Source organism: Streptomyces sp. NPDC000880 (assembly GCF_053599675.1).
Genome location: NZ_JBSFMS010000104.1, coordinates 1 through 25,861 on the forward strand (window position 1 = coordinate 1; position 25,861 = coordinate 25,861).

31 protein-coding genes, 1 tRNA gene and 1 pseudogene are annotated in these 25,861 nt (G+C 68.7%); 14 read left to right on the forward strand and 19 right to left on the reverse strand.

What is annotated here, in order from left to right:
* Positions 1 to 8: 8 nt before the first annotated feature.
* The 6 genes from ACWDO5_RS26855 to ACWDO5_RS26880 form a co-directional block, all read right to left on the reverse strand.
* The gene (locus ACWDO5_RS26855) at positions 9 to 200 is read right to left on the reverse strand and encodes a mobile element transfer protein (protein ID WP_450532936.1); all 192 of its coding nucleotides are present in this window, start codon (positions 198 to 200) and stop codon (positions 9 to 11) included.
* A gap of 19 nt (positions 201 to 219) precedes the next feature.
* The gene (locus ACWDO5_RS26860) at positions 220 to 462 is read right to left on the reverse strand and encodes a hypothetical protein (protein ID WP_450532937.1); all 243 of its coding nucleotides are present in this window, start codon (positions 460 to 462) and stop codon (positions 220 to 222) included.
* A 12-nt stretch (positions 463 to 474) separates the two neighbouring features.
* Positions 475 to 1,131 carry a DUF2637 domain-containing protein gene (locus ACWDO5_RS26865; protein WP_450532938.1) on the reverse strand — a complete coding sequence of 219 codons (657 nt, stop codon included), beginning with the start codon at positions 1,129 to 1,131 and terminating at the stop codon, positions 475 to 477.
* Positions 1,132 to 1,239: 108 nt separating this feature from the next.
* On the reverse strand, positions 1,240 to 2,595 hold the full coding sequence (locus tag ACWDO5_RS26870; RefSeq protein ID WP_450532939.1) for an FtsK/SpoIIIE domain-containing protein: 1,356 nt from the start codon (positions 2,593 to 2,595) through the stop codon (positions 1,240 to 1,242).
* Between the two features lie 2 nt (positions 2,596 to 2,597).
* Positions 2,598 to 2,954, reverse strand: coding sequence for an SCO3933 family regulatory protein (locus ACWDO5_RS26875; RefSeq protein WP_450532940.1), 357 nt, complete (start codon positions 2,952 to 2,954; stop codon positions 2,598 to 2,600).
* Between the two features lie 138 nt (positions 2,955 to 3,092).
* Positions 3,093 to 3,872 (reverse strand): GntR family transcriptional regulator, encoded by a 780-nt coding sequence (locus ACWDO5_RS26880; protein ID WP_450532941.1) that lies wholly within the window; start codon positions 3,870 to 3,872, stop codon positions 3,093 to 3,095.
* Positions 3,873 to 3,890: 18 nt separating this feature from the next.
* Here ACWDO5_RS26880 and ACWDO5_RS26885 point away from each other — a divergent pair, with 18 nt between their 5' ends.
* The 3 genes from ACWDO5_RS26885 to ACWDO5_RS26895 all read left to right on the forward strand — a co-directional run bounded on the left by ACWDO5_RS26885 (position 3,891) and on the right by ACWDO5_RS26895 (position 5,703).
* The gene (locus tag ACWDO5_RS26885; RefSeq protein ID WP_450532942.1) at positions 3,891 to 4,358 is read left to right on the forward strand and encodes an NUDIX hydrolase; all 468 of its coding nucleotides are present in this window, start codon (positions 3,891 to 3,893) and stop codon (positions 4,356 to 4,358) included.
* A gap of 20 nt (positions 4,359 to 4,378) precedes the next feature.
* Positions 4,379 to 4,588, forward strand: coding sequence for an e9imm peptide (locus ACWDO5_RS26890; protein ID WP_450532943.1), 210 nt, complete (start codon positions 4,379 to 4,381; stop codon positions 4,586 to 4,588).
* 647 nt (positions 4,589 to 5,235) lie between these two features.
* Entirely contained in the window at positions 5,236 to 5,703 is a 468-nt protein-coding gene (locus ACWDO5_RS26895; protein WP_450532944.1) for a DUF6083 domain-containing protein, read from the forward strand.
* Between the two features lie 199 nt (positions 5,704 to 5,902).
* Here the strand turns inward: ACWDO5_RS26895 and ACWDO5_RS26900 are convergent, their stop codons facing one another.
* Together ACWDO5_RS26900 and ACWDO5_RS26905 are read right to left on the reverse strand one after the other, a co-directional pair.
* Positions 5,903 to 6,661 carry a DUF6928 family protein gene (locus ACWDO5_RS26900; protein WP_450532945.1) on the reverse strand — a complete coding sequence of 253 codons (759 nt, stop codon included), beginning with the start codon at positions 6,659 to 6,661 and terminating at the stop codon, positions 5,903 to 5,905.
* Between the two features lie 100 nt (positions 6,662 to 6,761).
* Positions 6,762 to 6,980 (reverse strand): hypothetical protein, encoded by a 219-nt coding sequence (locus tag ACWDO5_RS26905; protein WP_450532947.1) that lies wholly within the window; start codon positions 6,978 to 6,980, stop codon positions 6,762 to 6,764.
* 501 nt (positions 6,981 to 7,481) lie between these two features.
* On the opposite strand from ACWDO5_RS26905, the gene ACWDO5_RS26910 reads away from it, so the two are divergent.
* On the forward strand, positions 7,482 to 7,679 hold the full coding sequence (locus tag ACWDO5_RS26910) for a hypothetical protein (protein ID WP_450532948.1): 198 nt from the start codon (positions 7,482 to 7,484) through the stop codon (positions 7,677 to 7,679).
* Positions 7,680 to 8,265: 586 nt separating this feature from the next.
* Here ACWDO5_RS26910 and ACWDO5_RS26915 read toward each other — a convergent pair.
* The 5 genes from ACWDO5_RS26915 to ACWDO5_RS26935 form a co-directional block, all read right to left on the reverse strand.
* Positions 8,266 to 8,610: a hypothetical protein gene (locus tag ACWDO5_RS26915; protein WP_450532949.1), complete on the reverse strand. Its 345-nt coding sequence runs from the start codon at positions 8,608 to 8,610 to the stop codon at positions 8,266 to 8,268.
* Entirely contained in the window at positions 8,607 to 9,338 is a 732-nt protein-coding gene (locus tag ACWDO5_RS26920) for a GntR family transcriptional regulator (RefSeq protein ID WP_450532950.1), read from the reverse strand. The genes ACWDO5_RS26915 and ACWDO5_RS26920 overlap by 4 nt, the downstream gene beginning before the upstream one ends.
* 8 nt (positions 9,339 to 9,346) lie before the next feature.
* The gene (locus tag ACWDO5_RS26925) at positions 9,347 to 9,571 is read right to left on the reverse strand and encodes a hypothetical protein (protein ID WP_450532951.1); all 225 of its coding nucleotides are present in this window, start codon (positions 9,569 to 9,571) and stop codon (positions 9,347 to 9,349) included.
* Between the two features lie 199 nt (positions 9,572 to 9,770).
* The gene (locus tag ACWDO5_RS26930; protein ID WP_450532952.1) at positions 9,771 to 9,929 is read right to left on the reverse strand and encodes a hypothetical protein; all 159 of its coding nucleotides are present in this window, start codon (positions 9,927 to 9,929) and stop codon (positions 9,771 to 9,773) included.
* A gap of 147 nt (positions 9,930 to 10,076) precedes the next feature.
* Positions 10,077 to 10,355 (reverse strand): hypothetical protein, encoded by a 279-nt coding sequence (locus ACWDO5_RS26935; protein ID WP_450532953.1) that lies wholly within the window; start codon positions 10,353 to 10,355, stop codon positions 10,077 to 10,079.
* Between the two features lie 79 nt (positions 10,356 to 10,434).
* On the opposite strand from ACWDO5_RS26935, the gene ACWDO5_RS26940 reads away from it, so the two are divergent.
* On the forward strand, positions 10,435 to 11,190 hold the full coding sequence (locus ACWDO5_RS26940) for a GntR family transcriptional regulator (protein ID WP_450532954.1): 756 nt from the start codon (positions 10,435 to 10,437) through the stop codon (positions 11,188 to 11,190).
* A 589-nt stretch (positions 11,191 to 11,779) separates the two neighbouring features.
* On the opposite strand, the gene phoU is transcribed toward ACWDO5_RS26940, so the two are convergent.
* On the reverse strand, positions 11,780 to 12,457 hold the full coding sequence (gene phoU / locus ACWDO5_RS26945) for a phosphate signaling complex protein PhoU (RefSeq protein WP_450532955.1): 678 nt from the start codon (positions 12,455 to 12,457) through the stop codon (positions 11,780 to 11,782).
* Between the two features lie 198 nt (positions 12,458 to 12,655).
* On the opposite strand from phoU, the gene ACWDO5_RS26950 reads away from it, so the two are divergent.
* A complete protein-coding gene (locus ACWDO5_RS26950) occupies positions 12,656 to 13,930 on the forward strand; it encodes a sensor histidine kinase (protein WP_450532956.1) in 1,275 nt (424 codons plus the stop codon).
* The gene (locus ACWDO5_RS26955) at positions 13,927 to 14,607 is read left to right on the forward strand and encodes a response regulator transcription factor (RefSeq protein WP_142217884.1); all 681 of its coding nucleotides are present in this window, start codon (positions 13,927 to 13,929) and stop codon (positions 14,605 to 14,607) included. The genes ACWDO5_RS26950 and ACWDO5_RS26955 overlap by 4 nt, the downstream gene beginning before the upstream one ends.
* A gap of 190 nt (positions 14,608 to 14,797) precedes the next feature.
* Here the strand turns inward: ACWDO5_RS26955 and ACWDO5_RS26960 are convergent, their stop codons facing one another.
* Positions 14,798 to 15,463: a DUF461 domain-containing protein gene (locus ACWDO5_RS26960; protein WP_450532957.1), complete on the reverse strand. Its 666-nt coding sequence runs from the start codon at positions 15,461 to 15,463 to the stop codon at positions 14,798 to 14,800.
* A gap of 581 nt (positions 15,464 to 16,044) precedes the next feature.
* Between ACWDO5_RS26960 and ACWDO5_RS26965 the strand changes: the two genes are divergently transcribed.
* From ACWDO5_RS26965 to ACWDO5_RS26990, 6 genes are all read left to right on the forward strand, one after another.
* Complete coding sequence (locus ACWDO5_RS26965) at positions 16,045 to 16,527, forward strand: CarD family transcriptional regulator (RefSeq protein WP_003953493.1); 483 nt, start codon at positions 16,045 to 16,047, stop codon at positions 16,525 to 16,527.
* A gap of 269 nt (positions 16,528 to 16,796) precedes the next feature.
* Positions 16,797 to 17,567, forward strand: a complete 771-nt coding sequence (ispD, locus tag ACWDO5_RS26970) for a 2-C-methyl-D-erythritol 4-phosphate cytidylyltransferase (protein ID WP_450532958.1) — start codon at positions 16,797 to 16,799, stop codon at positions 17,565 to 17,567.
* On the forward strand, positions 17,557 to 18,042 hold the full coding sequence (gene ispF, locus ACWDO5_RS26975) for a 2-C-methyl-D-erythritol 2,4-cyclodiphosphate synthase (RefSeq protein WP_450532959.1): 486 nt from the start codon (positions 17,557 to 17,559) through the stop codon (positions 18,040 to 18,042). Before ispD ends, ispF begins: the two co-directional genes overlap by 11 nt.
* Positions 18,043 to 18,190: 148 nt before the next feature.
* On the forward strand, positions 18,191 to 19,591 hold the full coding sequence (gene cysS, locus ACWDO5_RS26980) for a cysteine--tRNA ligase (protein WP_450532960.1): 1,401 nt from the start codon (positions 18,191 to 18,193) through the stop codon (positions 19,589 to 19,591).
* Between the two features lie 119 nt (positions 19,592 to 19,710).
* Positions 19,711 to 20,661: a 23S rRNA (guanosine(2251)-2'-O)-methyltransferase RlmB gene (rlmB, locus tag ACWDO5_RS26985; protein WP_450532961.1), complete on the forward strand. Its 951-nt coding sequence runs from the start codon at positions 19,711 to 19,713 to the stop codon at positions 20,659 to 20,661.
* A 142-nt stretch (positions 20,662 to 20,803) separates the two neighbouring features.
* Entirely contained in the window at positions 20,804 to 22,423 is a 1,620-nt protein-coding gene (locus ACWDO5_RS26990; protein ID WP_450532962.1) for a DoxX family membrane protein, read from the forward strand.
* Between the two features lie 84 nt (positions 22,424 to 22,507).
* Here the strand turns inward: ACWDO5_RS26990 and ACWDO5_RS26995 are convergent, their stop codons facing one another.
* The 3 genes from ACWDO5_RS26995 to ACWDO5_RS27005 form a co-directional block, all read right to left on the reverse strand.
* Positions 22,508 to 23,230: a nucleotidyltransferase family protein gene (locus tag ACWDO5_RS26995; RefSeq protein WP_450532963.1), complete on the reverse strand. Its 723-nt coding sequence runs from the start codon at positions 23,228 to 23,230 to the stop codon at positions 22,508 to 22,510.
* Positions 23,231 to 23,278: 48 nt separating this feature from the next.
* Positions 23,279 to 23,692 carry a hypothetical protein gene (locus tag ACWDO5_RS27000; RefSeq protein WP_450532965.1) on the reverse strand — a complete coding sequence of 138 codons (414 nt, stop codon included), beginning with the start codon at positions 23,690 to 23,692 and terminating at the stop codon, positions 23,279 to 23,281.
* A 201-nt stretch (positions 23,693 to 23,893) separates the two neighbouring features.
* Positions 23,894 to 25,030, reverse strand: coding sequence for an ABC transporter ATP-binding protein (locus ACWDO5_RS27005; protein ID WP_450532966.1), 1,137 nt, complete (start codon positions 25,028 to 25,030; stop codon positions 23,894 to 23,896).
* 177 nt (positions 25,031 to 25,207) lie between these two features.
* Here ACWDO5_RS27005 and ACWDO5_RS27010 point away from each other — a divergent pair.
* Positions 25,208 to 25,281 (forward strand) — tRNA-Thr (locus ACWDO5_RS27010).
* Between the two features lie 89 nt (positions 25,282 to 25,370).
* On the opposite strand, the pseudogene ACWDO5_RS27015 reads toward ACWDO5_RS27010, so the two are convergent.
* Positions 25,371 to 25,766, reverse strand: a pseudogene (locus tag ACWDO5_RS27015) (tyrosine-type recombinase/integrase); the annotation flags it as partial.
* Positions 25,767 to 25,861: the final 95 nt, after the last annotated feature.

Below are 25,861 nucleotides of genomic sequence, written 5' to 3' on the forward strand. Positions count from 1 at the left end.
CTCTCCTGTCAGGCGATGCGGCAGCGGTGGGTGCGGGCTGCGAGGGTGGCGGCGGCGCGGCTGGTGTAGTCCGAGGACCAGCCGCAGCGGTCGGCCGTGCACACGGCGGCGTGCTTGGTCCAGCCGTGGCCGTCGCGGTGGGTGCCGACCTGGACGGGGCCGATGCTCATCACGGAGTGGAAGAAGTCGCGGGCGGGCATGGCGGGTTGTCCCTTCTGGTCAGGTGAGTGGGGCGGTGTACTTCTCGACGGCGGCGGCGTAGGCGGTGACGGCGGCCAGGAGCTCACGGGCGAACTGGCGCTGTTCGGCCGGGGGAAGGCAGTCGCGGGCGCAGAGCGTCAGCGCGGCGTGCGCGTCCTGTACGGCGATGATCGGAGTGCGCTCCGTGCCGTAGTCGTGGCATAGGGCGAACGGCTTCTCGGTCAGGTGGAAGCTGATCGAGGCGGTGGTGAGGCTGGACATGGAGAACCTCCGCTAGACGAGTTGGGCGGCGATGGCCTCTGCCATCGGGGCGGGGACGCCGAGGCGGGCGCGCAGGGTGTCGGTGTCGATGGGGTTGCCGGTGGCTGCGCGGTGGGCGTCGGCGAGCTTGCGTGCGTGAGCAACCAACGGGGCCGGGGCCGGAACGGCAGCCGGTGCGGGTGGCGCAGGTGGGGGCAGGGCGGGAGCAGGCTCCGAGGTCTCGACGGCGTCCGGCTCCGGCTTCGGTTCGGGCTCGGGCTCCGATTCGGCCGGCACGACGTCCACCGGTTCCGACTGATGGTCGGGCGCGGCCGGGGAGTGCGCGAGGAGCGTGCCGCCGAGGAAGGCGAGCGCAGGCCACCCGGCGATGCCGAACCGCAGCCAGGCCGGAGGGTGGGCCAGGTCGAGGAAACCGGCGGTGGCGACGTTCGCACCGAGCGAGGCAACGAGCGCGATCAGGAACCAGCACCAGGCCAGCCGCGACGGACCGTCGTTGCGCAGCCGACGCCAGGCGGCGACCAAGAGCAGGTCGACACTGACCGGGTAGGCCCACGCCTTCCAGCCGGACTGTCCAGCCGCAGCGGCAAGGTCGTGCAGGTGGGCGAAGGACAGGGCCCCGGCGATCACGGCCTGCACGAGGACGGCGTCGATGCGAAGCGAGCGGGTCATGTCTCCACCTCCTTTCGAAGGGGCGGGGAGGGGTCCCGGCCCCGCCGGGCATGGCGGGGGTAGGGACCTGGCGCGAGACGGTCGCGACGACCGGGGTGCGGGGGTGGATCAGACCGAGGCGGGAGCCTCGGCAGGGGCCGGGGTCTTGGCCAGCGACAGGGTGGGTGTCAGCGGCCGGAAGGGAGCCAGTTCCGGCAGTTCCGGCGTGCGGTGGGCGTTGGCGTTGCAGACGTTCACGGCTTGGCGCAGCGACGTGAAGGGCGTGCGGATGCGGACCCATCCGCCGGTCGAGTCACCGGCAACGGCGGTGCCGGGGCGGTCAGTAGGGATCTGTGTCGCGGCGAGCACGGCATCCGGTGAGATGTCGCCGAACGCCATCTTGGCCGAGGCTTCGTCGTTGACGCGGTGTGAGGTGCGGCCGGTCAGTTGTGCGCGGAGCATGGTGATCCCATCGCCCAGTTCCGAGCCGAAACGCTGGCCGCAGATCTCCACATAGATCCCGGCAGCGCGGCCGAGCTGGACGAGCCGGACCAGTGCGGTGATGATCCGCTCACGGCGCTTCTTCTCCGCTGCGTTGGCGAACAGCGACAGCTCGGCCACCTCGTCCACCAGGAGCACGACGGGGACGGGGCGCAGGTGCTCGGGCAGGCCCCAGATGTCGGCGGTGATCTCCGCATCCGGAACGTCCGAGCTGATGCGCTGTTCGCGGCGGACGATCCGGTACGTCGTGGCCATCCGGTCTACGAGCACGTCGAGCAGGTCGGCGGCGGCGTCGGGGTTGTCGGCCAGCGCCGAGAATCGGCGGGCGAGCGGGTAGAGCTCTACTCCTTCCTTGCAGTCGATGCCGACGAGGGCGACGTCGAGGGCGGCGAGTTCCTTGACCAACTGCCGCTGGTAGACGGACTTTCCGGACTCCGTCGCGCCGAGGTTGAGGGCATGCGGGACTTGCCGGTAGTCGCGGTAGTGGACCTGTCCGTCCTCACGGAGGGCGACGGGTATGCGCAGGCCTTCCCGCTCGATCTTCGCGGGCATCTGCACCCGCTTGAGCACGTCGTAGCCGGTCATTCGCAGCTCGACGACGCCGGACTTGATCTCACGCGAGGTGACGCCCTGCATGGTGAACGAGTGCCGCAGGCGGTCGGTGGACGCAGCGAAGTCGAAGGCGTCCTGACCGGGCCGGAGCTTGACCCGCAGCACCAGGCCCGTACGGGTCGGCCGCATGCGCAGGATCCGCGGCGGCCGAGGGTCGGGGACGGGCCGGTTGGCGAGGCGTGCCCAGGCGAGCCGCAGCCGGGACGGAGGGACGGTCAGCCCGCAGGCCTCCATGACGGAGGCGTACCGGATCAGCACCCTCAGGACTGCGAGGGTGACCCCGAAGACCAGCCAGTACCAGGCGGGGCGCTTCCACTTGAGCAGCAGCGCCAGCCCGACGACAACCAGGAGGCCGACCGTTGCCCCGGTCACGATCAGGCCGCCTTCGGCTTCGCGGCGTCCGCTGTCAGCGAGGTGACCGCCACGGCGCGGAAGCTGATGCCGTGCCGCTTCTGGCCGCCGAACTCGTTCTCCCACGGCCGGGCCACGACGCCGGTCAGGGCGACCGGGGTGCCAGTGGCCAGCTCGCCGGTGAAGCCGGTCTCCGGAACGGTCAGGGTCAGGATCTCGGCGTTGCCGTTCATCACGAACATGACGTCGATCGTCATCAGCGGCGCGCCAGTGTCGCGGTCGGTGGCGACCTCGCCGGTCTGACGGTTGGCAATCTTCGGCTGCGGAGGCTGGGCCACCATCACGACAGCGCCGGTGGTGTCGACGGGGATCACACGCACAGAGATCACTCCTCTAGAAGTGCTGGACTCCGTCACTCATGTATATGAGTGACAGGAAGAAGAGTGCATCACTCCTGTACATGAGTCAACCCGCCGCGAAGAAGAAATCACGGCGGGCTGTAGGAAGTTGAGCGAGCGTCAGTCGGCGGCCGGGATCCGGTAGCTGAAAACGAACTGGTCAGCGGCCATGAGTGTGTCGCAGACCTCGACGACTCGGCCCTCTTCGGTCACCGCTTCGCGGACGAGGTGGACGACGGGCGCACCAGGACTCAGGGCGAGTTCCGATGCCTCAGCCTTGGCGGCCGGGCGCGCCTGGAGCGTCTCGACGAACTCGGCGAAGACATGGCCGTCGCCCTCCAGCCGGGCGTAGATGCCACCGGGGCCGGGGTTCTCGGCGAACAGTTCCGGGATGTCCTTGACCACGTCCCACGGGAGGTACGAGGTAGCCGTCTCGACCGGGACGCCGTTGCGGAAGTAGAGGCGGCGCCGGGCGAGGACCTGAGTGCCGGCAGAAATGCCGAGCCAGTCGGCGATGTCCTCGGGGGCCTCCATCGGGCCGATGTAGAGGACGCTCACCTTGGCCGTGGCGCCGGACTGGGCCGACTCAGCAAGGTACGCGGCCTTACCTGCCCGGCGGTGCGAGGCCCGGAACCGGTCCGAGGAGCGCAGCCGCACGGGCGGCCGGTCCTTCACGATCGAGCCCTTGCCGTGGCGGGTGTCGACGAGCCCACTGGCCCGGACCTCCGCCATCGCCTTGCGAATCGTCCCGCCAGAGACGCCGTATCGCTCGACCAGCTCGGACTCACTCGGCACCATCTCACCAGGCTTGAGGACACCCGCCCGGATCTGCTGAACAATCTCTTCGGCGATCTGAACGTACCGAGGTACGGCCCTCCCACCTCCTACGGCTGTTCCCATAGTCCTTCTCACTCTCCTATGCTCCTGCACATGAGTACTGGGTCCCAGCAGAGCAAGTCAACGCCGCTGCACTCCGTGTCCGTGGCTGGGGCCGTAGTGCGCGAGGACGGCCGACTACTGGCGATCCGCCGAGCGGACAACGGAACTTGGGAACTGCCGGGCGGAGTTCTGGAGCTCTCCGAGTCACCCGAGGAAGGCGTCAGCCGCGAGGTCCTGGAGGAGACCGGCATCCACGTCGAGGTGGACGAACTCTCCGGCGTCTACAAGAACACGACGCGCGGCGTCGTCGCCCTGGTCTTCCGGTGCAAGCCCTCCGGAGGCATCGAGCGCACCTCTGACGAGTCGACCGCGGTTGCCTGGCTCACACCCGAGGAAGTCGCCGATCGGATGTCCGAGGTCTACGCGGTCCGACTGCTTGATGCACTGGACGGGGACGGGCCCCATGTCCGCAGCCACGACGGCCGCCGACTGATCACGGCACAGTGATCATGGAGCCCCACCGAAGGATGAGCCGCGCCGAAGCGGTGCCCCTCGTCCAGCGCCTCCTGGATGCCAACACAGCAAACGAAGCGGAAGACGACGAGATCCTTTCCACCCTGGAGCAAGGACTGGGGTGCCCCCACATCAGCGACTACATCTACTGGGACTTCGACCCGGAGTTGAGCGCCGAGAAGATCGTCGATCGAGCCCTGACCTACAAGCCGATCGCCCTCTGAACCGCAGCGGCGCGGTAAGAGTTTCCCTACTTCATCAAGGCACCCGGCTGCGCTCCGCTCCGCCGGGCGCGCTTCCCGGCTTCGCTCCGCGCGACGCTCCTGCCTTCGGCCCGCTCCGCGCGCGCTGCGCCGACGCGCGCCCTACTACGGATAGGCCCGAGGGCATGAGTCGAGACCGCAGGAGCCGCGGCCGGCCAGCGACAAGGACATGCCTCCGGCGGGGGCGCTCAGACTCCGGGATGGACGGGGCTCCGTCGGCGGGTGGCCGGCACATCGTGGCTGATGCGGGGAGGCTCCCATCCCGCCTACCTTCGACCCAGGCAAAGCCGAGCAGACGAGGCCCCTGGCGTCCAGGTCGTTCGTACAGTGGCGCGCTCCACCTGGACGCCAGGAACCACGCCCGCTCCACGGTGTGTGGGCCGAAGGCAGACGGGATGGGAGCTGGGGAAAGTGGTGGGTTGGGGCGAGTGGTGAAGGTGAGGAAGCAGTCATAAGGCTGCAATACGGCTGAATCGCGCTCTACCCAGACCTGTGCGCACAGCTTCACACTCTGATATATGGGCGCCCAGACCGGAGCCATCGCGAGTACGTGTCAGAGCTGTGGGGGATCAGACCCAACAGTTTGTGTACGAGGTCGGGCCTTTCCCATGGCCGAACTCTGCGACGCCTGTTGGAACGACTTCGCCAACGATCTTGCCGAGTACGAGGGCGCTACTGCACCACCGAGGCCTGAGCCGGGGCCGGACGATGTCGACCTGATCGAGCCGCCCGTTTGCCCTGAGTGTCACGGGTTCCTCAGGCTCTTTCCCACCAACTACGACCGGTGGGTCTACCTCGCGTCACGGGAGTACCCAGCCAAGGAGATCCCCTCCCGGTATCGGTGGCGCTTGATGGAGATCCCCGGGCGGCAATTGCGTGTGGCCGTCCGTATCGGTGCCACACAGCCACTGCCCGGCGAGATTGTCCTTCCCGCGCACGTCGCCGTGTGCCTCAGCCCTGATGCAGTGGCGGCAGTCGAAGAGGCATGGAAGTCCGATCTCCGGCAGGCCCATCCCGGGGAGCCGGATCTTTGGGAGGATGTCAAGTCACGAGGGCGGCGCGACATCAGCGGCTGACACCAACGACAGCGATTAACCGCGGTCCGCAGCGGACAGCAAGCCCCTCCATCACTGGCCAGCGAGTGGAGCAACCAGCACCTAAATAGGCCAGGGACCGACCTGATAAGGATGAGGCCACAGGTTCAAAACCTGTGGCCAGCCAGTGCGCCCCCGCCGTTCGATGAAACGGCCTGGCTTCACTCGGCCCCTGCGGGAGCTAGGGGCTGTCCCGTTCGACCAGCAGGCCGTCAGGGCCCATCGTGTAAAAGTGTGGCGGCCCCATCGCTTCCACGGCTCTCCGCAGCTCTGCTTCCTTCTCGGCGGGGTCGGGACCGTTCGGGTCCCTCACGCGAAAACCATGGAGCTCGATGTTCTCCGCGTCGACGTCCCCGGGCTCCGGCATGCCCTCCTGGATGAAGCCGCAGAGTGCACGCAGCGCGTCCTCGCCGAGCTCCAGAGGATGAAAGGGCAGGGCGTACGGCTCCTCTTCCTCACCCGGCCACGGAATGACGTCCGCCGGACGGTCCCCAGCCCAGTAGGGAAGTTCGAAGGGGAGCGGTTCACCGATGTTCTCGATGATCCCGTCGTCCGGTGACAGGCTCAGAGACCGGATGAGACGTCCGTCTTCCCATACAGCGAACGCCAACCAGTCGACCACGCTGTGCATGGCGTGCAGGACCAACCGTCGGCCGGCACTCGCCGCGACGAGATGCCCGGGGAGCTGTGACGGGGAATCGATCATCACGCGCCGATCGCAGACGATCTCCACGCCGGGCCAGCTCGCCGCATAGGCCGTTCCATCCGGGGGATACACGCCCTCATACAGGTCCGAGCCATGACTCTCCTCGATCTCGCAGCTTGGATAAAGACGCCGCATCATGACGGACGTCTGTTCCAAGTCCGCCGCTCCCACCTGCCGCAGTAGACCGGGCACATCCCCGTCGGCGTACACGAGCAGACCGGTCTTGGCTCCCAAGGTCCCTCCCCAAACACAATGCTCAATTTGTCGCTGCACCGTATCGCCCCGCTCTGACACAGGAGCAGCGTCACCAGCGCGGCCACTCTGGGCCGTCTCCTCAGGCGAACGGCGACATGCCGCGGCTTTCCAAGTGCGCGAGTGTGGCCTCAAAGCATGCGTCGGCGGATGCCAAGTCACGCCTAAAGAACGACTCTCCCAAGACTCCGCCAGAGACGATCACCACCCATCGATGTCCGCGTGTGCGCTCACCGTCGGCCTTGAAGACCATCGAGCACCCTTGTTCGGCCAGCCATTCCATCAGTTCTACGACGTCCATATCCGTCCCCTCCGGGGAAGATCATGCCCGCAGACCGGTGGGCATCGTCGGCCCGCCCCATGCCGTACGAGGGCAACTGATGACCCGACTGACCGTAGGTGCCGGATCTCGCTGGAGCCACGGATCAGAAGCTGTCTGTGCCACAACCGCGCCAGATCGGGCGGGGACTCACGGGGAACTGCGGCTGCTGGCGGAGGCCACAGTCAGCAGACACCGAAGTCGGCATGCCGCAGGTCAGACCTCAACTGGCCCCACCTCGCTCCTTAAAGCGGGTGTCGCACACCCGTTCCGCACAGCCGATATCCAGTACCCGACGCGCGTTGAACCCCTGCACGACACCCATGTGCGGATCCAGATCGCTGTGTCGGAATCGAGCGGATCGTAGATCTCGGCCAGCCGCGGGGGTCCGAAGATCTCGTCAGTCATGCGGCCGAAGGTATGCGGAGGACGCGGAAGGGGTGCCCTCCCCAACAGCGGAAGGGCACCCCAAGGAGGTCAGCGGTGGTCGTAGCGGTCGTGACCCCAGTGGTAACCGTGGTGCTGGTGGTGACCGTGGTGCCGGTGGTCCCCACGGTGGTGGCCCCCGCGGTGCCGGTGGTCCCCACGGTCGTCGCGGTCGTCGCCCCGGCGGTCGTCGCGGTCACCGCGCCCGTGGTCGTCACCGTGGTTGTGACCACGGGCGTGCGCGGCATGAGATAGCACCGAAGGCGCGGTGGCGGCGCTGGCGCCAGTGGCGCCGCCCAGTAGGACGGCGGCCGCGACGCCCAGCGCGGCGGCAAAGCGGGAAACGCGCATTCCATGCTCCTTTCACGGCAGGTGCCTGATGCGCCTGCCTGGGTCGGACTCGTCGATGTTGGCATCCGAAATGCACCGTTAAGTCCGAGCCATTACCAAAGGGCACCTCATGTAACGAAAAATCGTTTAGTCGGGAACCAACGCCCGGCGTGTCGGCGTCACGCGCGCACGCCTACTGGTGCCCCGCTCCGTCCATCAGGGTGAACTTGCGCCACATGATCTTGCAGAGCTCGCTTCCCTACCATCCACCTCTTCGCGAGCGCCTCCACCAGCATCAGCCCCCGCCCCGACTCGTCCCGCAGCCCCGGTCCGGCACATGTGGGTAGGCATCAGCGCCCGTGGACTATCCGTGGACAGGAAGCCGTCGAGTACACAGAAGCAGCCCTGTGATCAGCAGCGACTCCACAGGTCCAAAGGGCCTCCGGAGCCGTGTGCAGAGAAGCCCCAGACCGGGCCTGGGGCTTCTCTGCTGTTGGCTGTGCGTCGAGGCTTATCCGAAGGCCGCCGGCAGCCGAGGGCCCTCGTTGCCTTCTCCGGGAGCGAACCGATCCGGAGTCGGCAGGCGGCGTCCACGGCTCTCCGCCACGCGGAGGGCATCTCCCAGCATTCGGGCCAGATCGGTCGCCAAGAGCCGCAGCTCCTTTGGCTTCGCCTCCTCGTCGGCTAGCACCTCTGACGCGTGCTCCAAGAGCTCGGCCGCCATGCCGAGCTGTACCGCTTCGGTGTTGTCGGCCAGTCGGGACAGGTGGCCGCCGCTGTCGTCGGTGCTCAGAAAGCAGGGCTTGCCCTCGGGTCCCGACCACGGGAGGAGTCGCAGTTCGCTGTGAGCCGTCATCCTTCCGTCCTCCTCTCTTCGGTCATGTGGTGAGTGGTGAAGACTGCGTCGGCGCGATCGCCAGGGAGCACCAGGTGCGCCGCCTCGACCACCCGCCCGGTGGTGTCGGCCGCAACACGTGTGATCGCGAGAACGGCCAGGGTTGAGCTGATCCGAAGGGTTACGGCTTCCTCTGGTGTCGGGAGGCGAGCGCTGACCTCTTCCCGGGTCTCGGCCAGTGGCGGGCGGAGCTTTGCCAGCCTCGCCGTCATGCCCTTGCACCAGGGCGACTCACCGGGCACGTCGGCCGGCGCCAGGTCGCGAGGGACGTAGATACGGACCAGGCTGTGCGGGGAGTCCCCGTCGTGGCTGAGACAGAAGAATTCGGTCAGCGGGCTGCCTGCCGACACTCTCAGCAGGGCGGTCAGATCTCCGCGTGCCCGGAGCTTGGTGATGCGGACGCTGACGCGCAGGGCCAGATCGGTGGCGGTCTTTGCGTCGGGCTCGCGATCACCGCCGACGTACGTGATTCTGCGCAGCGGGTGGCGGACGAAGTTCCCCTTGCCGTGAATCTTCTCGACGATGCCTTCGCCCTGGAGGACGGCGAGGGCGCTCCGCAGAGTTGGCGTGCTGACCGCATAACGAGTGGCGAGTTGAGCCTCGGAAGGCAGACGTTCGCCAGCCTTGATCCGGCCGCTCGCGATCTGGTCCCGAAGGTCATCGGCAATGACGTGACGGCGAGAAGCCACGGATTGGATCACCACTTCCTCAGCATCCGCAAGGCGGCGAGCCGGGTCCGGGCGTGCATGGTCAGCAGTTCGCCCGACTCGAAGCGAAGTCGCTTTGCGCCGCCTGGTAGTTGGAGGAGGTCGGCCACGCGGCACGGCTGACCGCCAACCTGGATGACGTCGCCGCGCTGCACACTTGCCGAGGTGATCTCGACGTTGGCGGCCAGCGCACCGCTGGGTGCCCATCCCCTCACTGAGTCACCTCCTTTGGCGTGCCCAGGTCGACCGCCGTGTGGCAGGAGCAACTGCAGGCTTCGTAGATCACGGGGACGCCGACCGGCGCCGTGTCGGGGGAGGAGTGCGCACACTCACGGTGTGTGCCGATCAGGCACGAGCTCGACCGGTAGGGGAGGGATGTCGCGTGCGACACGCGAGGCCAATGGCGAGGAGGCATCAGAGAGCCTCCGCCGGAGCGAAGCAGGTGTGGGCGAGAAGGTGATGAGGTGCCGTCGAGCGCTGCCTTGCACGCTCCTCGCTGGCCAGCACGTACGGGCGGACAAGTTCGGTCTCCTCGCCCGTACGAACGTCCATGTGCTCTCGATGCTGTCTCATGAGCAGCGTGGGCCACTCGGAGAGCCCTCGGTGAACGACCGTAGGTCGGGCGGGCGTTGCGGGGCGGCGGTGCCGGCCCTTCGGGAGGTAACGCTCCCTGGTGTACGAGACGGCACGGCGGATACGGTTGGGCACGCTGATCAGCTCCTATCGCTGACGGCCAGGTCCCCGGACATCGCCCGTCGCGGGGACCGCTTCATGTATGGCGGCCCATAAGGTGCGGCCGTTCAAGCTGCTGGCGAGGAGCCCGAATCGATCGGCCTCCGCCACGACTTCCAAGACCTCCCGCCATGACTCGGCGGGGAGCGCTTCCGGCACCTCCGCTTCGATCGATGTGTGTCGGGCGTCCGCTTCCACGCGAACGGCGAGGCCGATGGCGGACAACCGGGCGGCGATGGACTCGGCCCTCACTTCCGAAGCGGGCACAGGGGAGCCTCCGTCGCCAGGCGATCACGTTGCGTAAAGCTAGTTAACTAGATTAGAGCTAGTGGACTAGATTTTCCATATGTCCGAGCAGCCGCCTTATCTCCGCATCGCCGACGTACTTCGGCGGCGGATCGCGGAGCAAGAGTGGGCGCCGGGAGATCGCCTCCCCTCGCGTGCCCAGATCGCTCAGGAATGCGGCGTCGGTGAGAATGTGGTCCGCCGGGCGCAGGAGCTACTGATCTCCCAAGGCGTACTGGAAGGCCGCGCTGGTTCTGGCACGTACGTCGCCGAACCCCGTCGGCGGGTACGAGTGGTCCGCTCAATGGCGCGCGAGCAGCGCGGCGGTTCTCCGTTCCGCGCGGACATGAAGGCCGCGGGTAAGCAGGGGGACTGGGAGAGCCGGACGGAGGCCAAGGTCCCAGCGCCGGCGGAGATTGCGGCGCGTCTCGGTATCGCCGTGGGGGATCTGTGCGTTCGTACCGTTTACGAGTTCCTCGCCGACGGCAGGCCGGTGCAGCTGTCGACGAGTTGGGAGCCGTACGACCTCACCGCCGGCACGCTGGTCGTCCTACCCGAGGGAGGGCCACTCGCCGGGGCAGGCGTCGTGGAACGGATGGCCGAGATCGGCATCACGGTCAGCCACGCCGTGGAGCAGCCCGAGCCGCGGCAAGCGAACGCCGAGGAGGCGTCGCTCCTTGGCATCCAGAAGGCAGCTCTGGTCACGCACATCCGGCGGACGTACTACAGCGACGAGGGACAGCCCGTGGAGACGGCGGACATCGTCGTCCCGGCCGCTCTCTGCGAAATCGTCTACGAGGTTCCGATCAGTCGTTGAACGGGGAGCCGCCCCGAAGGACACCAGCGCTGGCAGAAGGGCGCGTTGCCCGGCGCGGCTTGGGTCCTCAGTCAGCCGACTGCCTGCGTATCCCGGGCCGTCTCTGGGCCGTCCGAGGCCAATCAGGGGCAGCCAATGACGACCAATGACGACCAGCAAGGGGCGCCCGAGCAGCCCCCGGACCAGCGAAAACGCAGGTCGTTAAGATCCCCGGCAAGAACCAGGGCAAGAAGTAACGCGCGGTACGTACGCGAGGGGGCCCCGTCCGCTGAGGACGGGGCCCCCTCGTATGCGTATGGAGCCGTACGAAGTCGTACGAGCGTTCGGCTAGCCGCAGCAGCCACCGCACTGGCAGGGCGCGCCCGACTGGCAGCCGCAGCCACAGCCCGAGCCGCAGCCGCAGGCGCCGAGGACTGGCAGGAACACCACTTCAACAGGTGTCTCCTGCTGAGGTTCGGTCATGGGGGATTCGGCCATGGGTGCCTCCTCATGGGCGTACGAGATGTGCCGCCTCTGCCCATCCCATGCCCACTGCGGCGGGCGCATCAACAGCGCGCGGAGGCATGGACCGCCCGCCGCCCCCCGCCGGTTACGCGCCGTCGACCTGCGTCGGCGGCTGGAGCTCGTCCGCGTGCTCGCCCGTGACCAAGTACACGACCCGCTTCGCCACCGACACCGCGTGGTCCGCGAAGCGCTCGTAGTACCGGCCGAGCAGCGTCACGTCCACCGCCGTTTCGATGCCGTGCTTCCAGCGCTCGTCGATCAGGTGCTGGAAGAGCGTGCGGTGCAGCAGGTCCATCTCGTCGTCGTCCGTCTCCAGCTGCAGCGCCAGGTCGACGTCCTTGGTGATGATGACCTCCGCCGCCTTGGCCATCAGCCGCTGCGCCAGCTGCCCCATCTCAAGGATGGTGGCGTGCAGGTCGTTCGGCACGGCCGTGTCGGGGAAGCGCAGCCGGGCCAGCTTGGCCACATGCTGGGCCAGGTCGCCCGAGCGCTCCAGGTCCGCGCTCATCCGCAGCGAGGTCACCACGATCCGCAAATCCGTCGCGACCGGCTGCTGCCGGGCCAGCAGGGCGATCGCCCGTGCCTCCAGGTCGTGCTGCAGATCGTCGACCTTCTGGTCGGCGGCGATCACACTCTCGGCGAGCTTGAGATCGGCGTCGAGCATGGCCGTGGTGGCGCGCCCGATCGCCGACCCGACCAGCCTGGCCATCTCGACCAGGCCCTCGCCGATCGAGTCCAGTTCCTCGTGGTACGCGTCCCGCATGGGGTGTCCCTCTCTGAATGTGACCGTGGTCCGGGTGGGGCTCGGACCCCCACGCTCCCACGTTCTGTCCGTTACGCGTCCGGAGTCTCCCTCGGAAATGAACCGGCACTATCCCCTTGGTGAACTCTGGGCGACGACTGTTCGAGGTGCCACCCGTAAGGCTGGGAGCAACCCGACGACCACGCATAACCTGGATGCATGGACGTGAACGCGGCGGTCGCCGCAGCGGCAGCGATCGCCGGGTTGTGCACCGGTGTCATCGCCATGCTGGCGTTCCGCTGGAGCGAACGCGACCAGGCGAGACCCACCCGCACTTCCCTGCACACCGACACCGTTTTGCCGCCCGGCGTCGACACGGTTCTGTCCGTGCTCCGCTCCTCCGCTGTCGTACTCGACGAGAGCGACTCCGTCGTCAAGGCCAGCTCCGCGGCGTACGCCCTCGGTCTGGTCCGCGGCGGGAAGCTTGCCGTCGAGCCGATGCTGCACATGGCCCGTGACACCCGTCGAGACGGCGAGATACGGCAGGTGGAACTGGACCTGCCCCGCCGCGGCACCGGCCGCGGCGAAGCCCTCGCCGTCTCCGCCCGGGTGGCCCCCCTCGGCTCCCGGCTCGTCCTTCTGCTGGTCGAGGACCTCACCGAGGCCCGCCGGATCGAAGCGGTACGGCGGGACTTCGTCGCGAACGTCAGCCATGAGCTCAAGACCCCGGTCGGTGCGCTCTCCCTGCTCTCCGAGGCGGTCATGGACGCCTCGGACGACCCCGAGGCGGTCACCCGCTTCGCCGGCCGGATGCAGATCGAGGCAACCCGGCTCACCAATCTCGTACAGGAGCTCATCGACCTCTCCCGGGTGCAGAACGACAACCCGCTGGAGGACGCCGAACCGGTACGCGTGGACGAACTGGTCGCCGAGGCCATCGACCGCTCCCGGCAACCCGCATCCACCAAACAGATCACGATGGCCGTCGGGCGCACAGGCCCTGGGGGAGCCACCACCGACCTGCGCATCTGGGGCAACCGCGGCCAGCTCGCCGCGGCCCTCGGCAACCTGGTCGAGAACGCGGTCAACTACTCGCCGGCCCGCACCCGTGTCGGCGTGTCCGCGCGCCGAGTCTCCGCGCCCGGTGGGGATCTCATCGAGATCGCCGTCACCGACCAGGGCATCGGCATCTCCGAGAAGGACCGCGAGAGGGTCTTCGAGCGGTTCTACCGCGTGGACCCCGCCCGCTCCCGGGCCACCGGAGGCACCGGCCTGGGCCTGGCCATCGTCAAGCATGTGGCCGCCTCGCACGGCGGGGACGTCACGGTGTGGAGCTCCGAGGGCCAAGGCTCCACATTCACCCTGCGGCTGCCCGAAGCGGGCGCCGGCCGGGAACGCTCATCCGCCGGACCGGATCGCGTCGACGAGGACGACGACCGGCCTTACGACACCGATCCGAACGCCGAAATCCCAGCCCCGGAGGTCCTTCCGTGACCCGAGTGCTCGTCGTCGAGGATGAGGAATCATTCAGCGACGCCCTGTCCTACATGCTCCGCAAGGAAGGTTTCGAGGTCGCCATCGCGACCACGGGGCCCGAGGGGCTCGACGAGTTCGAGCGCAATGGCGCCGACCTCGTTCTCCTCGACCTGATGCTGCCCGGACTGCCGGGCACCGAGGTGTGCCGCCAGCTGCGCGGCCGCTCGAATGTCCCGGTCATCATGGTGACCGCCAAGGACAGTGAGATCGACAAGGTCGTCGGGCTGGAAATAGGAGCCGATGACTACGTCACCAAGCCCTTCTCCTCGCGGGAGCTGGTCGCCCGCATCCGCGCGGTCCTGCGCCGCCGCGGAGAGCCGGAGGAGGTCACCCCGGCGGCCCTGGAGGCCGGCCCGGTCCGGATGGACGTGGACCGCCACGTCGTCACGGTCTCGGGCGGCAAGGTCGATCTCCCTCTGAAGGAGTTCGACTTGCTGGAGATGCTGCTGCGGAACGCGGGCCGGGTGCTGACGCGTATGCAGCTGATCGACCGCGTCTGGGGCGCGGACTACGTGGGCGACACCAAGACGCTGGACGTCCACGTCAAGCGCCTCCGTGCCAAGATCGAGCCGGACCCCGGTGCCCCGAGGTACCTGGTGACGGTGCGTGGTCTGGGCTACAAGTTCGAGCCGTAAACCGGCGGGGCCGAGGCGCCGGTCGGCCGGGCGGAGTCCGGCACAGCGCTCTGAGCCCGTGAGGCGCCCCTGGCGCGAGCGGTGCGAGGGGCGCACGTGGACCGGGGCTCGAGCCATGAACCGGCCCGGGACATACGAGGGCGCCCTGCCAGGCTTCTGGGCAGGGCGCCCTCGTATGCGTACCGCTGCGTCAGTGGCCCGCGCTCTGGGACGCCGACGCGGAGTCCGACGGGGTGCCCGGCTCGCCCGATGCGCCGTTGCCCGGCGTGCCCGCCTGGCCCGTGGGCGACTGGGACGGGGTGCCGGAGGGCTCGCCCTCCGGCACCGGCGGTTTCGGCAGCGAGCTCGGGCCGAAGCCCTCGAAGTAGCTTGTCGCCGGGACCACGAGCGCCTGCAGCTTCACGTCGCCCGTCTCGCTGAAGCGGAAGACGACCTCCTGCACACCGCCCGTGTTCTTCGACACCTCCTGGCCGTTCTCGATCACCGCGGACGCGTTGCCTGCGCCGCCGATGATCACCGACCCCTGCGCCGGCACCGTGATCGGGCCCGAGCCCTGGGCCGGGGACAGCTTCACCGTGGTGTTCACCCCCGGCAGCGTGATCGCGTCGAGCGTCTGCGGCTTGGAGCTGTTGTTGAAGACCGTCGCGGAGACGACCGCAGGACCTTCGGCGCCCGCCTTCGGCTGAGTGATCACTGTCGCGTTCTGGATCTTGATGGTGTCGACCGCCGTCGCGGCATTGTCAGGCTTGACCTTGAGAGTCTCCGCGTTGTTGCCCGCTCCGCAGGCGGCGAGCGAGGCGATCGAGAACACGATGGCAGTGGCGGCGAGGGCGCCGCGTCGAAGGCTGCGGCTCACGGCGGCGGCATCTCCTTGGACGTACGGACTGACTGGGGACGGGTGGATGAACTGGCGTGTCAACCGGCCCGCAGATCGCCAAGCCTGTGTCAGTTCGCGCTTAGGTTACCGATCGCCCGTGCCCGCCCCGCACCCGACCCGCCCCTTCGCCGGCCCCGGCCGTCCGCCGCCCTGTGCTCTCGCCGTTTTCGTGCGCCGTTCACATAACAGCGGTGATCAATTTCCCGGGTCACCACACATTCCTTCCCGAATACCTGCCGGTGATCAATTCCGGATTCGACCGGATCCGTCGTCCGTACGAGTGACCGACTCCCGAACGGAGTACGGGAAGTTCACCTCTTGGAACCAGGCAAATCGGGACGTTCATACCCCTGGAGGAGGGTTGCGCTGTGTGTAACGTGTGCGTTTCTGTCCGCCCGCAGAGCCGCTCCGACCTGCGAATACCCCGCTCCGTAAGTCGTCCGCAGCACGTTCATGTTGCAGTTGTCAAGCCCCGAGATATGCCCTGACCTGCGAAAACGCCATTCAGAAGTAGCAGTTCTCGTGTTACTCTTGATAGCCACGGAAGGGGTACCTGTCACATGACGTTCAAGGTTGGCGACACCGTGGTCTATCCCCATCACGGGGCCGCGCTGATCGAGGCCATCGAAACTCGCCAGATCAAAGGCGTGGACAAGACCTACTTGGTGCTCAAGGTCGCCCAGGGCGACTTGACGGTTCGCGTGCCGGCGGACAATGCGGAGTTTGTTGGCGTACGCGATGTGGTCGGTCAGGACGGGCTCGACCGGGTCTTCGAGGTGCTGCGCGCACCGTATGCAGAAGAGCCGACGAACTGGTCCCGTCGCTACAAGGCAAATCTCGAGAAGCTCGCCTCCGGCGATGTCATCAAGGTCGCCGAAGTGGTGCGTGACCTGTGGCGTCGTGAGCGTGAGCGTGGGCTCTCCGCAGGTGAGAAGCGGATGCTCGCCAAGGCGCGCCAGATCCTGGTGAGCGAGCTCGCCCTCGCGGAGAACACCAACGAAGACAAGGCCGAGGCTCTGCTCGACGAGGTCCTCGCGTCCTGACGCACCCAACGCGCAAAAATGCCGCGGTGCCCGCTGACATGCTGTGACCACAGTCCTGTCGCCGGGCGCTGCGGCATGGCCATCTCTACGTCTCTTTGCTTGATCGTCACTGCTCACAGCACGCACAACGCCCCAACCCTTTGGCGTGCCGGGCCCGGGCGGCTGGCGCAGACCAGTTGTCACGGAAGGGTCCGGTCAAGGCGTCGCGCCCGGCACGCTGAGGCCATACCCATGTCGGCCGAGGAAACAAACCTGCCGGAGTGCAACCGATGTCAGACGAATCGCGCCCGTACCGCACCGCAGCGGTGATCCCGGCGGCCGGCCGGGGAGTACGGCTCGGCCCGGGCGCCCCCAAAGCGCTCCGTACGCTGAACGGCACGCCCATGCTCATTCACGCGGTACGAGCCATGGCCGCGTCCCGGGCGGTGTCGCTCGTCGTCGTGGTGGCCCCGCCCGAAGGCGCACTCGAGGTCAAGAACCTCCTCGACGAGCACGCCCTGCCCGGGGGCACCCCCGGCGGTAGCTGGGGGAGGACCGACTACCTGGTCGTGCCGGGCGGTGACACCCGCCAGGAGTCCGTTCGCCTCGGACTCGACGCCCTCCCGGACGACATCAGCATCGTCCTCGTCCATGACGCCGCCCGCCCGCTGGTGCCCGTCGACACCGTGGACGCGGTCATCGAGGCGGTACGGGACGGGGCCCCGGCCGTCGTGCCCGCGCTGCCGCTCGCGGACACCGTCAAGGAGGTCGAGCCGGGCGAGAAGGGCGCGCCCGAGCCGGTCGTCGCCACGCCCCCGCGGGCCCGGCTGCGCGCCGTACAGACCCCGCAGGGCTTCGACCGGGACACGCTCGTGCGCGCGCACGAGACGGTCGCGCAGAACGGCGAGGGTGCGACGGACGACGCGGGCATGGTCGAGCAGCTCGGCGAGCCCGTCGTGGTCGTGCCCGGCCACGAGGAGGCGTTCAAGGTGACCCGCCCCCTCGATCTCGTACTCGCCGAGGCGGTCCTCGCCCGCAGGAGGGCCAACGATGGCTTCTAAGGTGCCCCACATCGGCGTCGGGACCGACGTCCACGCCTTCGAGGCGGGGCGCGAACTCTGGTGCGCAGGACTGCTGTGGGAGGGCGAGGACGGGCTCGCCGGGCACTCCGACGGCGACGTGGCCGCCCACGCCGCGTGCGACGCGCTCTTCTCCGCGGCCGGCGTCGGCGACCTCGGCGCCCACTTCGGCACGGACCGTCCCGAATGGTCCGGTGCCTCCGGCATCACGCTGCTCGCCGAGGCGGCGCGGATCGTACGGGCCGAGGGCTTCGAGATCGGCAATGTCGCCGTCCAGGTCATCGGCGTACGCCCGAAGATCGGAAAGCGGCGTGACGAGGCCCAGAAGGCGCTGGGCGAGGCGGTGGGCGCGCCCGTCTCCGTGTCGGGCACCACGACGGACGGGCTCGGGCTGACCGGTCGCGCCGAGGGACTGGCCGCGATCGCCACGGCACTGGTGTTCCGGACGGCCGGCTGAACCTGGCGTGAAATACCCGACGCGGGGGGCGAGTTGTGGACAGAGAGACCCGGGTCCGACTCGTATTCCGGTCGGACACAGTCACAAACTTGTACCCGCGCCCCAGAAGGGGCGCGGGGCACTGGCGTCGGGCCACTACCCTTGATACGTGACTATTCGCCTGTACGACACCAGCGCCCGGCAGATCCGTGACTTCACCCCGCTTCTGCCGGGTTGTGTCTCGATCTACCTGTGCGGCGCTACGGTGCAGGCCGCCCCGCACATCGGGCACATCAGGTCGGGCCTGAATTTCGACATCATGCGCCGCTGGTTCGAGTACCGCGGCTATGACGTGACGTTCGTGCGCAATGTGACCGACATCGACGACAAGATCATCAGGAAGTCGGCGGAGCAGAACCGCCCCTGGTGGTCGATCGGGTACGAGAACGAGCGCGCCTTCAACGACGGCTACAACGTCCTCGGCTGCCTGCCGCCCACGTACGAACCGCGCGCCACCGGCCACATCACCGAGATGGTGGAGCTGATGCGCGGCCTCATCGAGCGCGGGCACGCCTACGAGGCCGACGGCAACGTCTACTTCGACGTGCGCTCCTTCGAGGGCTATCTGCAGCTGTCCAACCAGGAGCTGGACAACCTGCTCCAGCCGGAGGGCGAGGGCGAGACCGGCAAGCGCGACCCCCGCGACTTCGCCATGTGGAAGGCCGCCAAGCCCGGCGAGCCCTCCTGGGAGACCCCATGGGGCCGCGGCCGCCCCGGCTGGCACCTCGAGTGCTCGGCGATGGCGCACAAGTACCTGGGCGAGGCTTTCGACATCCACGGCGGCGGGATCGACCTGATCTTCCCGCACCACGAGAACGAGATCGCCCAGGCCAAGGCCTTCGGCGACGAGTTCGCGAAGTACTGGGTGCACAACGCCTGGGTCACGATGAGCGGCGAGAAGATGTCGAAGTCGCTCGGCAATTCCGTGCTCGTCTCCGAGATGGTCAAGCGCTGGCGGCCCGTCGTGCTGCGCTACTACCTCGGTACGCCGCACTACCGCTCGATGATCGAGTACAGCGAGGAGGCCCTGCGCGAGGCCGAGTCCGCCTTCGCGCGGATCGAGGGCTTCGTGCAGCGCGTCGTCGAGAAGGCCGGGGGGCCGGTCGACGCCGCGCCCGAGGTCCCGCCCGCCTTCGCCGAGGCGATGGACGACGACCTGGGCGTCCCGCAGGCGCTCGCCATCGTCCACACCACGGTCCGCCAGGGGAACTCCGCACTGGCCGCCGACGACAAGGAAGCCGCCGTCGCCCGGCTCGCCGAGGTGCGGGCCATGCTCGGCGTCCTCGGCCTGGACCCGCTCGACCCGCACTGGGCGGGCGAGGCCGACCGGGACCAGGACCTGCACGGCGTCGTCGACACCCTGGTCCGGCTGGTGCTCCAGCAGCGCGAGGCGGCCCGGGCCCGCAAGGACTGGGCGACCGCCGACGCCATCCGCGACCAGCTGCTGCAGTCCGGCCTGGTCATCGAGGACGGTCCGGACGGGCCGCGCTGGACCCTCGGACCGCGCTGACCGGCGACAGCCGGGGGTCCGGGGGTGTCCCCCGGGACAGATACAGCCCGCCCGGGCTCGCGGGGGCACACTTTCTACATACGTACGCATTCGAAGCTTCAGGAAACAGGTAGTCATTCATGGCCGGGAACAGCCAGCGCAGGAACCGCCGCACGTCCAACAAGAAGGGCGCGAAGGTCGGCAGCGGTGGCCAGCGGCGCCGTGGTCTTGAGGGCAAGGGCCCGACGCCGCCCGCCTCCGCCCGTAAGGGACACAAGAAGAACCGCATCGCCAACGCCCAGGCAAAGCAGGCCACGCGGCGCCCCGTCGCCCGGCGCGGCGGCAAGGGCACGTCCGAGATGGTCGTCGGCCGCAACCCCGTTTTCGAGGCGCTGCGCGACGGCGTGCCCGCCTCCACGCTCTACGTCCAGCAGTTCATCGACAACGACGAGCGGGTGCGCGAGGCGCTCCAGCTCGCCACCGGCCGCGGCAACATCAACATCATGGAGGCGCCGCGCCCCGAGCTCGACCGGATGACGAACGGGCTCAACCACCAAGGCCTGGTGCTCCAGGTCCCGCCGTACGAGTACGCGCACCCCGAGGACCTCGCGGCCGCGGCCTTCGACGACCACGAGGACCCGTTGATCGTCGCGCTCGACGGTGTGACCGACCCGCGCAACCTGGGCGCGGTCGTCCGGTCGGTGTCGGCGTTCGGCGGCCACGGCGTGGTCGTCCCCGAGCGCCGGGCTGCGGGCATGACGGCCGGCGCCTGGAAGACCTCGGCCGGCACGGCGGCCCGTACTCCGGTCGCCCGCGCGACCAATCTGACGCGAGCCCTGGAGTCGTACCAGAAGGCGGGACTCACGGTGGTCGGCCTCGCGGCGGACGGTGACCATGAGGTCGGCGACCTCGAGGCGCTCGGCGGCCCGGTCGTGATCGTGGTCGGCAGCGAGGGCAAGGGCCTGTCCCGCCTGGTCGGCGAGACGTGCGACTACCTCGTCCGGATCCCCATGCCGGGCGGTGCGGAGTCCCTGAACGCAGGCGTCGCCGCGGGTGTCGTGCTGTACGAGGCGGCCAAGCGCCGGGTCTGAAATGGGGGCCCTTAGCAGGGCTTGACGGGTCTCGGACAGATTGGGCCAGTCAGGGCAGTGTCCTAATCACAAGTCACTCGGTTAGATGAGTGTGGACACCAGAACGCCCCGGCCCGGGTTTGATGATCAGCCTGCGCTGAGCATGGTCAAGGTGGACTGCGATCCCGCGCAGGTCATCGTGAACCACGCCAGCTTCCGGGTGCAGCTCGCCCAGAGACCGCGCCCCGCACGTGCCCTGGCGGACACCGCGCGCATGCCCCTCCTCGGCGGAGCCGGGACGGGAATGCGGCGGCGGGCGCCCGTTGTGTGGAGCGGCAAGTCGGCGCCCGGTGACGTCGGGGCGACCGGCCTGCTGCAGGCCGTGCGCAACTCCACCGCGGAGCATGACCCTTACGACACCGGCGCCACACAGGTCATCCCGCGGATCGACCTGGCAGGCGACACCGCGCGGACGCCCACCGTCGGTGGCCCGTACGACCCGCCAGGCTCTCCCCGCGACCGGGACAGGCCACTGCTGCCGCCGATGCGGAAGGCGGTCGGCGCGTACGACTCCTACCACTCCTACGGCCAGGAGCCGTACGAGGACGAGGAGTTCGCGCGGACCGACAGCTTCGAGCGGACCGAGAGCGTGGAGCGGACCGACAGCTTCGAGCGGACCGCCGGCGAGCCGCACACGCATCGGCGCGGCGCCACGGGAACATCAGCGGCTGACGCGGGGGGCGTCCGCCACGCGTACTACCCCGGGCGGCGGATGAACCTCGGAGTGGTGGTGCTGCCGCTGCGGGTGTTCCTCGGCTTCATCTCCATCTACGCCGGGATGGGCAAGCTCTGCGACCCCGTCTACTTCGACGGCGGCGAGCGTGGCTCGATGGTGAAGTGGCTGAACTCCCTGCACCCGTGGGCGCTCGCCGAGCCGCTGCGTGACTTCGCGCTGTCCCACCCGGTGGGCGCCGGCCTCAGCGTCGCCTTCCTCCAGGTCGTCGTCGGCGTGCTCACGGTCCTCGGGCTCTGGCAGCGGGTGGCCGCGGTCATCGGCGCGCTGCTGTCGGCGGCGCTGATCCTCACGGTGAGCTGGAAGACCGTGCCGGTGTACGACGCGCCCGACATCATCTATCTCGCCGCCTGGTCCCCGCTGATCATCGCGGGCGCCCCGGTCTACTCGATCGACGGGCGGCTCGCGGGCGAGGCCTGGCGCAAGCTCGGGCCGCGTTCGGAGCTGTGGGAACTGCGGCGGCGCGTGCTGCGGCGCGGGAGCGTCATCGCCGCCGTCGTGGTCGGCCTCACGCTGCTGACCGGCTCGATGCTCGGCGGGGCGGTGCGCTCCACGGACATGGTGACCGTCCCCGGGCCGAACCAGGACCCGACCAACCACCTTCCCGGGTCCCCGCTGCCGCAGGAGCCCAGCGGCGAACGCAGCTCCGCGGGCACCAGCGGCGACGACGGCAGTCCGTCGCCGTCCGCGACCCGTTCCGACAGCCCGAAGGACGAGGAGCGCACGCCGTCCGAGGACACGGTCCGTGAGACCGGCCAGATCGGCGGACAGCCCAGCCAGACGCAGGGCACGGGCCAGCAGCCGCCCGGACAGTCACAGCCGGTCCAGCCGCCGTCCAGCAGCTCCGGCCCCTCGTCCAGCGGCGGCACGGGCAGCGGTGGCGGCTCGGGCGGCGGCACGGGCGGTGGCTCGGGCGGTGAGGGCGGATCCGGCGGGGGCGCGGGCGGCGGCTCGGGCGGCGGCCGGGTGATCGGCGGCCTGCTCGGCTGAGGCTGAGTACGCAGCCGGAAGGGGCGGCCACCGCGGTGTGCGGTGGCCGCCCCTTCGGCGTGATCCCCATGAGCCAGGAAGCCGTCAACCTGCTTGCGCGGCAAGCTCCTTGGCGGCCTCGGTGAGGTCCTTGGCGGTGTCGATCGCCCGCCAGTACGCGCCGTTCGGCAGCGGGAAGCCGGCCAGTCGGCGCTCGCGGGCTAGACGGGGGAAGGTGGTGCGCTCATGGTCGCCCCGGTCGGGCAGCAGCCCGGTGAAGGCCGAGGAGAAGACGTACACACCGGCGTTGATGAGATACGGCGACGGCGGGGACTCGATGAAGTCGGTGATGTGGCCGAAGGCGTCCGTCTCGACGGCTCCCCAGGGGATCCTGGGGCGGGCGAGGGCCAGGGTGGCCATGGCGTCCCGCTCGGCGTGGAAGGCGGCCATGTCGCGCAGCGAGAAGCGGGTCCAGATGTCGCCGTTGGTGGCGTACCAGGGCTGGTCCGGGTGCGGGAGGCTGGTGGCGGCCCACTTCAGGCCGCCGCCGCGGCCGAGCGGCTCCGTCTCGACGACGGTGGTGACCCGCAGCGGCAGGTCGGCGGTCTCCAGCCACTGCTGGAGGACTTCGGCGAGATGACCGCAGGAGACGACGGCGTCGGTCACGCCCTCGGCGGCCAGCCAGGCAAGCTGATGGCCGATGATCGGGGTCCCGGTCCCCGGGATCTCGACCATCGGCTTGGGGCGGTCGTCGGTGTACGGGCGCAGCCGTGAGCCCTGGCCGCCCGCCAGGACCACGGCCTGCGTCGGATACGTAGGCGTATGCATGCCGTGAACGATATGCGGCGCGGGCCCGGACCCGCCGGCAGTCCCCGGTCAGCTGCCCTGGGAGACGCCGGAGGCGAAGGACGTGTCGCAGACGGGGCGGGAGTAGGTCTGGGCGCGGGTGGGGCCGTACCGGTCGACGGCGGCGCGGCCGAGCGCGCGGGCGATGGCCATGCAGTGCCTGGCGAGCGAGGGGCGCTCCTCGACCGCGCGCTGGAGGTGGGTGAGGGCGGTGCCCGCGTCCTTCTCCTGGAGTTCGGTGAGGAGCTGGTCGCGCAGAACGTCCTGCGGGGCGCGGGACTTGGCGCGTACGGAGACGTTCTCCGATGAGGCGGTGAGCATCTGCGACTCGGTGCTTCGGCCTGCCCACGGGACGCTGGTGACCGCGAGGGTTCCGGAGAGCACCAGGACGACGGGCAGAACGAGAGCGAGAGTGCGGCCGATTCGGCGGGCTGTGTGGGTCACGCGAGCGAGCGTAGCGGGCAGTGATGATTTGGCGACATTTAGTCACTCGGCCGGGGGATGGTTCGACAATGCTTTTCGAATCGGGTGTTGACGTATGGGATCGAAATGACCGTGAAAGGACCGATGTGCCGGGGTATTTGTCGACATAAGAAAACGGCCCCGCAGTGAAATGCGGGGCCGTTCTGTGGAATTGGAAGTGGGTCAGTCGCTGAGGCGCTCGCCCGTCGAGGTCGCGAAGACGTGCATCTCGCCCGGCCGCGGCACGACGTGCAGCTCGGCGCCCTTGTCCGGGACGGCGCGGCCGCCGACGCGGACGACGAGGTCCTTGTGCTGGCCGCCGACCTGGGCGGAGCCGTACACATAGCCGTCGGCGCCGAGCTCCTCGACGACGTTCACCGAGACGGCGAGGCCGGCCGGGGCGTCCTCGGTGTCCTTGGTGAGGGACTTGGCGGCGGACCCATTGTGCTCGACCACATCGAAGTGCTCGGGGCGGACGCCGACCGTGACGGTGGTGTCGCCCCTGTCGGCGGCGGCGGTCAGGGCGTCGCGGGAGACCGGGACGACGCTGTTGCCGAACTTCACGCCGCCGTCGGTGATCGGGACCTCGACGAGGTTCATGGCCGGGGAGCCGATGAAGCCGGCGACGAAGAGGTTGGCCGGGCGGTCGTACATGTTGCGCGGCGAGTCGACCTGCTGGAGCAGACCGTCCTTGAGGACGGCCACGCGGTCGCCCATGGTCATGGCCTCGACCTGGTCGTGGGTGACGTACACCGTGGTGATGCCGAGACGGCGCTGCAGGCTCGCGATCTGCGTACGGGTGGAGACGCGGAGCTTGGCGTCGAGGTTCGACAGCGGCTCGTCCATGAGGAAGACCTGCGGCTCACGCACGATGGCGCGGCCCATCGCGACACGCTGGCGCTGACCGCCGGAGAGCGCCTTGGGCTTGCGGTCGAGGTACTCGCTGAGATCGAGGATCTTCGCGGCCTCTTCGACCTTCTTGCGGATCTCGCTCTTGTTGACGCCGGCGATCTTGAGGGCGAAGCCCATGTTGTCGGCGACAGACATGTGCGGGTAGAGCGCGTAGTTCTGGAACACCATGGCGATGTCCCGGTCCTTGGGCGGCAGGTGCGTGACGTCGCGGTCGCCGATGCGGATGCTTCCGGCGTTGACGTCCTCGAGACCGGCGAGCATGCGCAGGGAGGTCGACTTGCCGCAGCCGGAGGGGCCGACGAGGACGAGGAATTCGCCGTCCTCGGTCTCGATCTCGAGTTGGTCGACGGCGGGCTTTTCGGAGCCGGGGTAGATGCGTGTCGCCTTGTCGAAGGTGACAGTAGCCATGGTGATCTTCTCCTTCACCGGCAGGAACGTGCCGGACGATCCGAGTAAGGGAGTGGTGTAGTCCACCGGTGTGGACTTGCCGTGACGCTACCTGGTGGTGCCCGGTCTGTCAGTAGGTGCGAGGCGATGAAAATTCTCGACCGGGACGGTGTGGAGGTTGGTTACACTGCTACGGCTGCCTCCTTAGCTCAGCTGGCCAGAGCACCGCTCTTGTAAAGCGGGGGTCGTCGGTTCGAACCCGACAGGAGGCTCACGACGAAGGGCCAGTTCGGAGGGTTGATCCCTACGAACTGGCCCTTTCGCATGATCGCGGACGTGCCACACACGTGCCACATGCCCGCTAGGACTCGGCCTCAGCTGCCCCGCTGGTCTCGCGGATCATGGCTCCCAGACGGTCGGCGAGGGCGCGCTCCCGGTCGGCGGTCATGTGCTGGTAGATCAGCGCGGCCCGCGAGCTGCTGTGCCCCATCCGCGTCATCAGCTCCCGGGTGCTCGCCCCGGCGGCGACCAAGGTGTTCCCCGTGTGCCTCAAATCATGGAAATGCACGTCAGCAGTGATGCCCCGCCTTGGTGCGCGCCTTGGTCCAGTCATCCCGGAAGTTGCTGCGGCGGAGTCGGCCGCCCGAGGAAGACGTGGCCATCTCGACCGGCACCCGCGTAGCGCTCCAGGTGCCCAGTCACGTCCGCCAGGATCTCGCCCCGGGAATGCGACGGAACGAACGTCAGCCGCCGACTTAGCCTCGATCCACCGGCGTGGTTTGAGAGTGATCTTCAGACCGGTTTCTTATCCGGTTTGGGTCGGTGTCCGGGGATGGGCGGGTGGTATCCGCT

Bases quoted from the DNA above. Each gene is read 5' to 3' on its own strand.
- ACWDO5_RS26855 (WP_450532936.1), bottom strand. From the start codon at position 200: ATGCCCGCCCGCGACTTCTTCCACTCCGTGATGAGCATCGGCCCCGTC.
- ACWDO5_RS26860 (WP_450532937.1), bottom strand. From the start codon at position 462: ATGTCCAGCCTCACCACCGCCTCGATCAGCTTCCACCTGACCGAGAAG.
- ACWDO5_RS26865 (WP_450532938.1), bottom strand. From the start codon at position 1,131: ATGACCCGCTCGCTTCGCATCGACGCCGTCCTCGTGCAGGCCGTGATC.
- ACWDO5_RS26880 (WP_450532941.1), bottom strand. From the start codon at position 3,872: ATGGGAACAGCCGTAGGAGGTGGGAGGGCCGTACCTCGGTACGTTCAG.
- ACWDO5_RS26885 (WP_450532942.1), top strand. From the start codon at position 3,891: ATGCTCCTGCACATGAGTACTGGGTCCCAGCAGAGCAAGTCAACGCCG.
- ACWDO5_RS26890 (WP_450532943.1), top strand. From the start codon at position 4,379: ATGAGCCGCGCCGAAGCGGTGCCCCTCGTCCAGCGCCTCCTGGATGCC.
- ACWDO5_RS26895 (WP_450532944.1), top strand. From the start codon at position 5,236: ATGGCCGAACTCTGCGACGCCTGTTGGAACGACTTCGCCAACGATCTT.
- ACWDO5_RS26905 (WP_450532947.1), bottom strand. From the start codon at position 6,980: ATGGACGTCGTAGAACTGATGGAATGGCTGGCCGAACAAGGGTGCTCG.
- ACWDO5_RS26915 (WP_450532949.1), bottom strand. From the start codon at position 8,610: ATGACGGCTCACAGCGAACTGCGACTCCTCCCGTGGTCGGGACCCGAG.
- ACWDO5_RS26930 (WP_450532952.1), bottom strand. From the start codon at position 9,929: ATGAGACAGCATCGAGAGCACATGGACGTTCGTACGGGCGAGGAGACC.
- ACWDO5_RS26940 (WP_450532954.1), top strand. From the start codon at position 10,435: ATGTCCGAGCAGCCGCCTTATCTCCGCATCGCCGACGTACTTCGGCGG.
- phoU (WP_450532955.1), bottom strand. From the start codon at position 12,457: ATGCGGGACGCGTACCACGAGGAACTGGACTCGATCGGCGAGGGCCTG.
- ACWDO5_RS26950 (WP_450532956.1), top strand. From the start codon at position 12,656: ATGGACGTGAACGCGGCGGTCGCCGCAGCGGCAGCGATCGCCGGGTTG.
- ACWDO5_RS26965 (WP_003953493.1), top strand. From the start codon at position 16,045: ATGACGTTCAAGGTTGGCGACACCGTGGTCTATCCCCATCACGGGGCC.
- ispD (WP_450532958.1), top strand. From the start codon at position 16,797: ATGTCAGACGAATCGCGCCCGTACCGCACCGCAGCGGTGATCCCGGCG.
- ispF (WP_450532959.1), top strand. From the start codon at position 17,557: ATGGCTTCTAAGGTGCCCCACATCGGCGTCGGGACCGACGTCCACGCC.
- rlmB (WP_450532961.1), top strand. From the start codon at position 19,711: ATGGCCGGGAACAGCCAGCGCAGGAACCGCCGCACGTCCAACAAGAAG.
- ACWDO5_RS26990 (WP_450532962.1), top strand. From the start codon at position 20,804: ATGGTCAAGGTGGACTGCGATCCCGCGCAGGTCATCGTGAACCACGCC.
- ACWDO5_RS26995 (WP_450532963.1), bottom strand. From the start codon at position 23,230: ATGCATACGCCTACGTATCCGACGCAGGCCGTGGTCCTGGCGGGCGGC.
- ACWDO5_RS27005 (WP_450532966.1), bottom strand. From the start codon at position 25,030: ATGGCTACTGTCACCTTCGACAAGGCGACACGCATCTACCCCGGCTCC.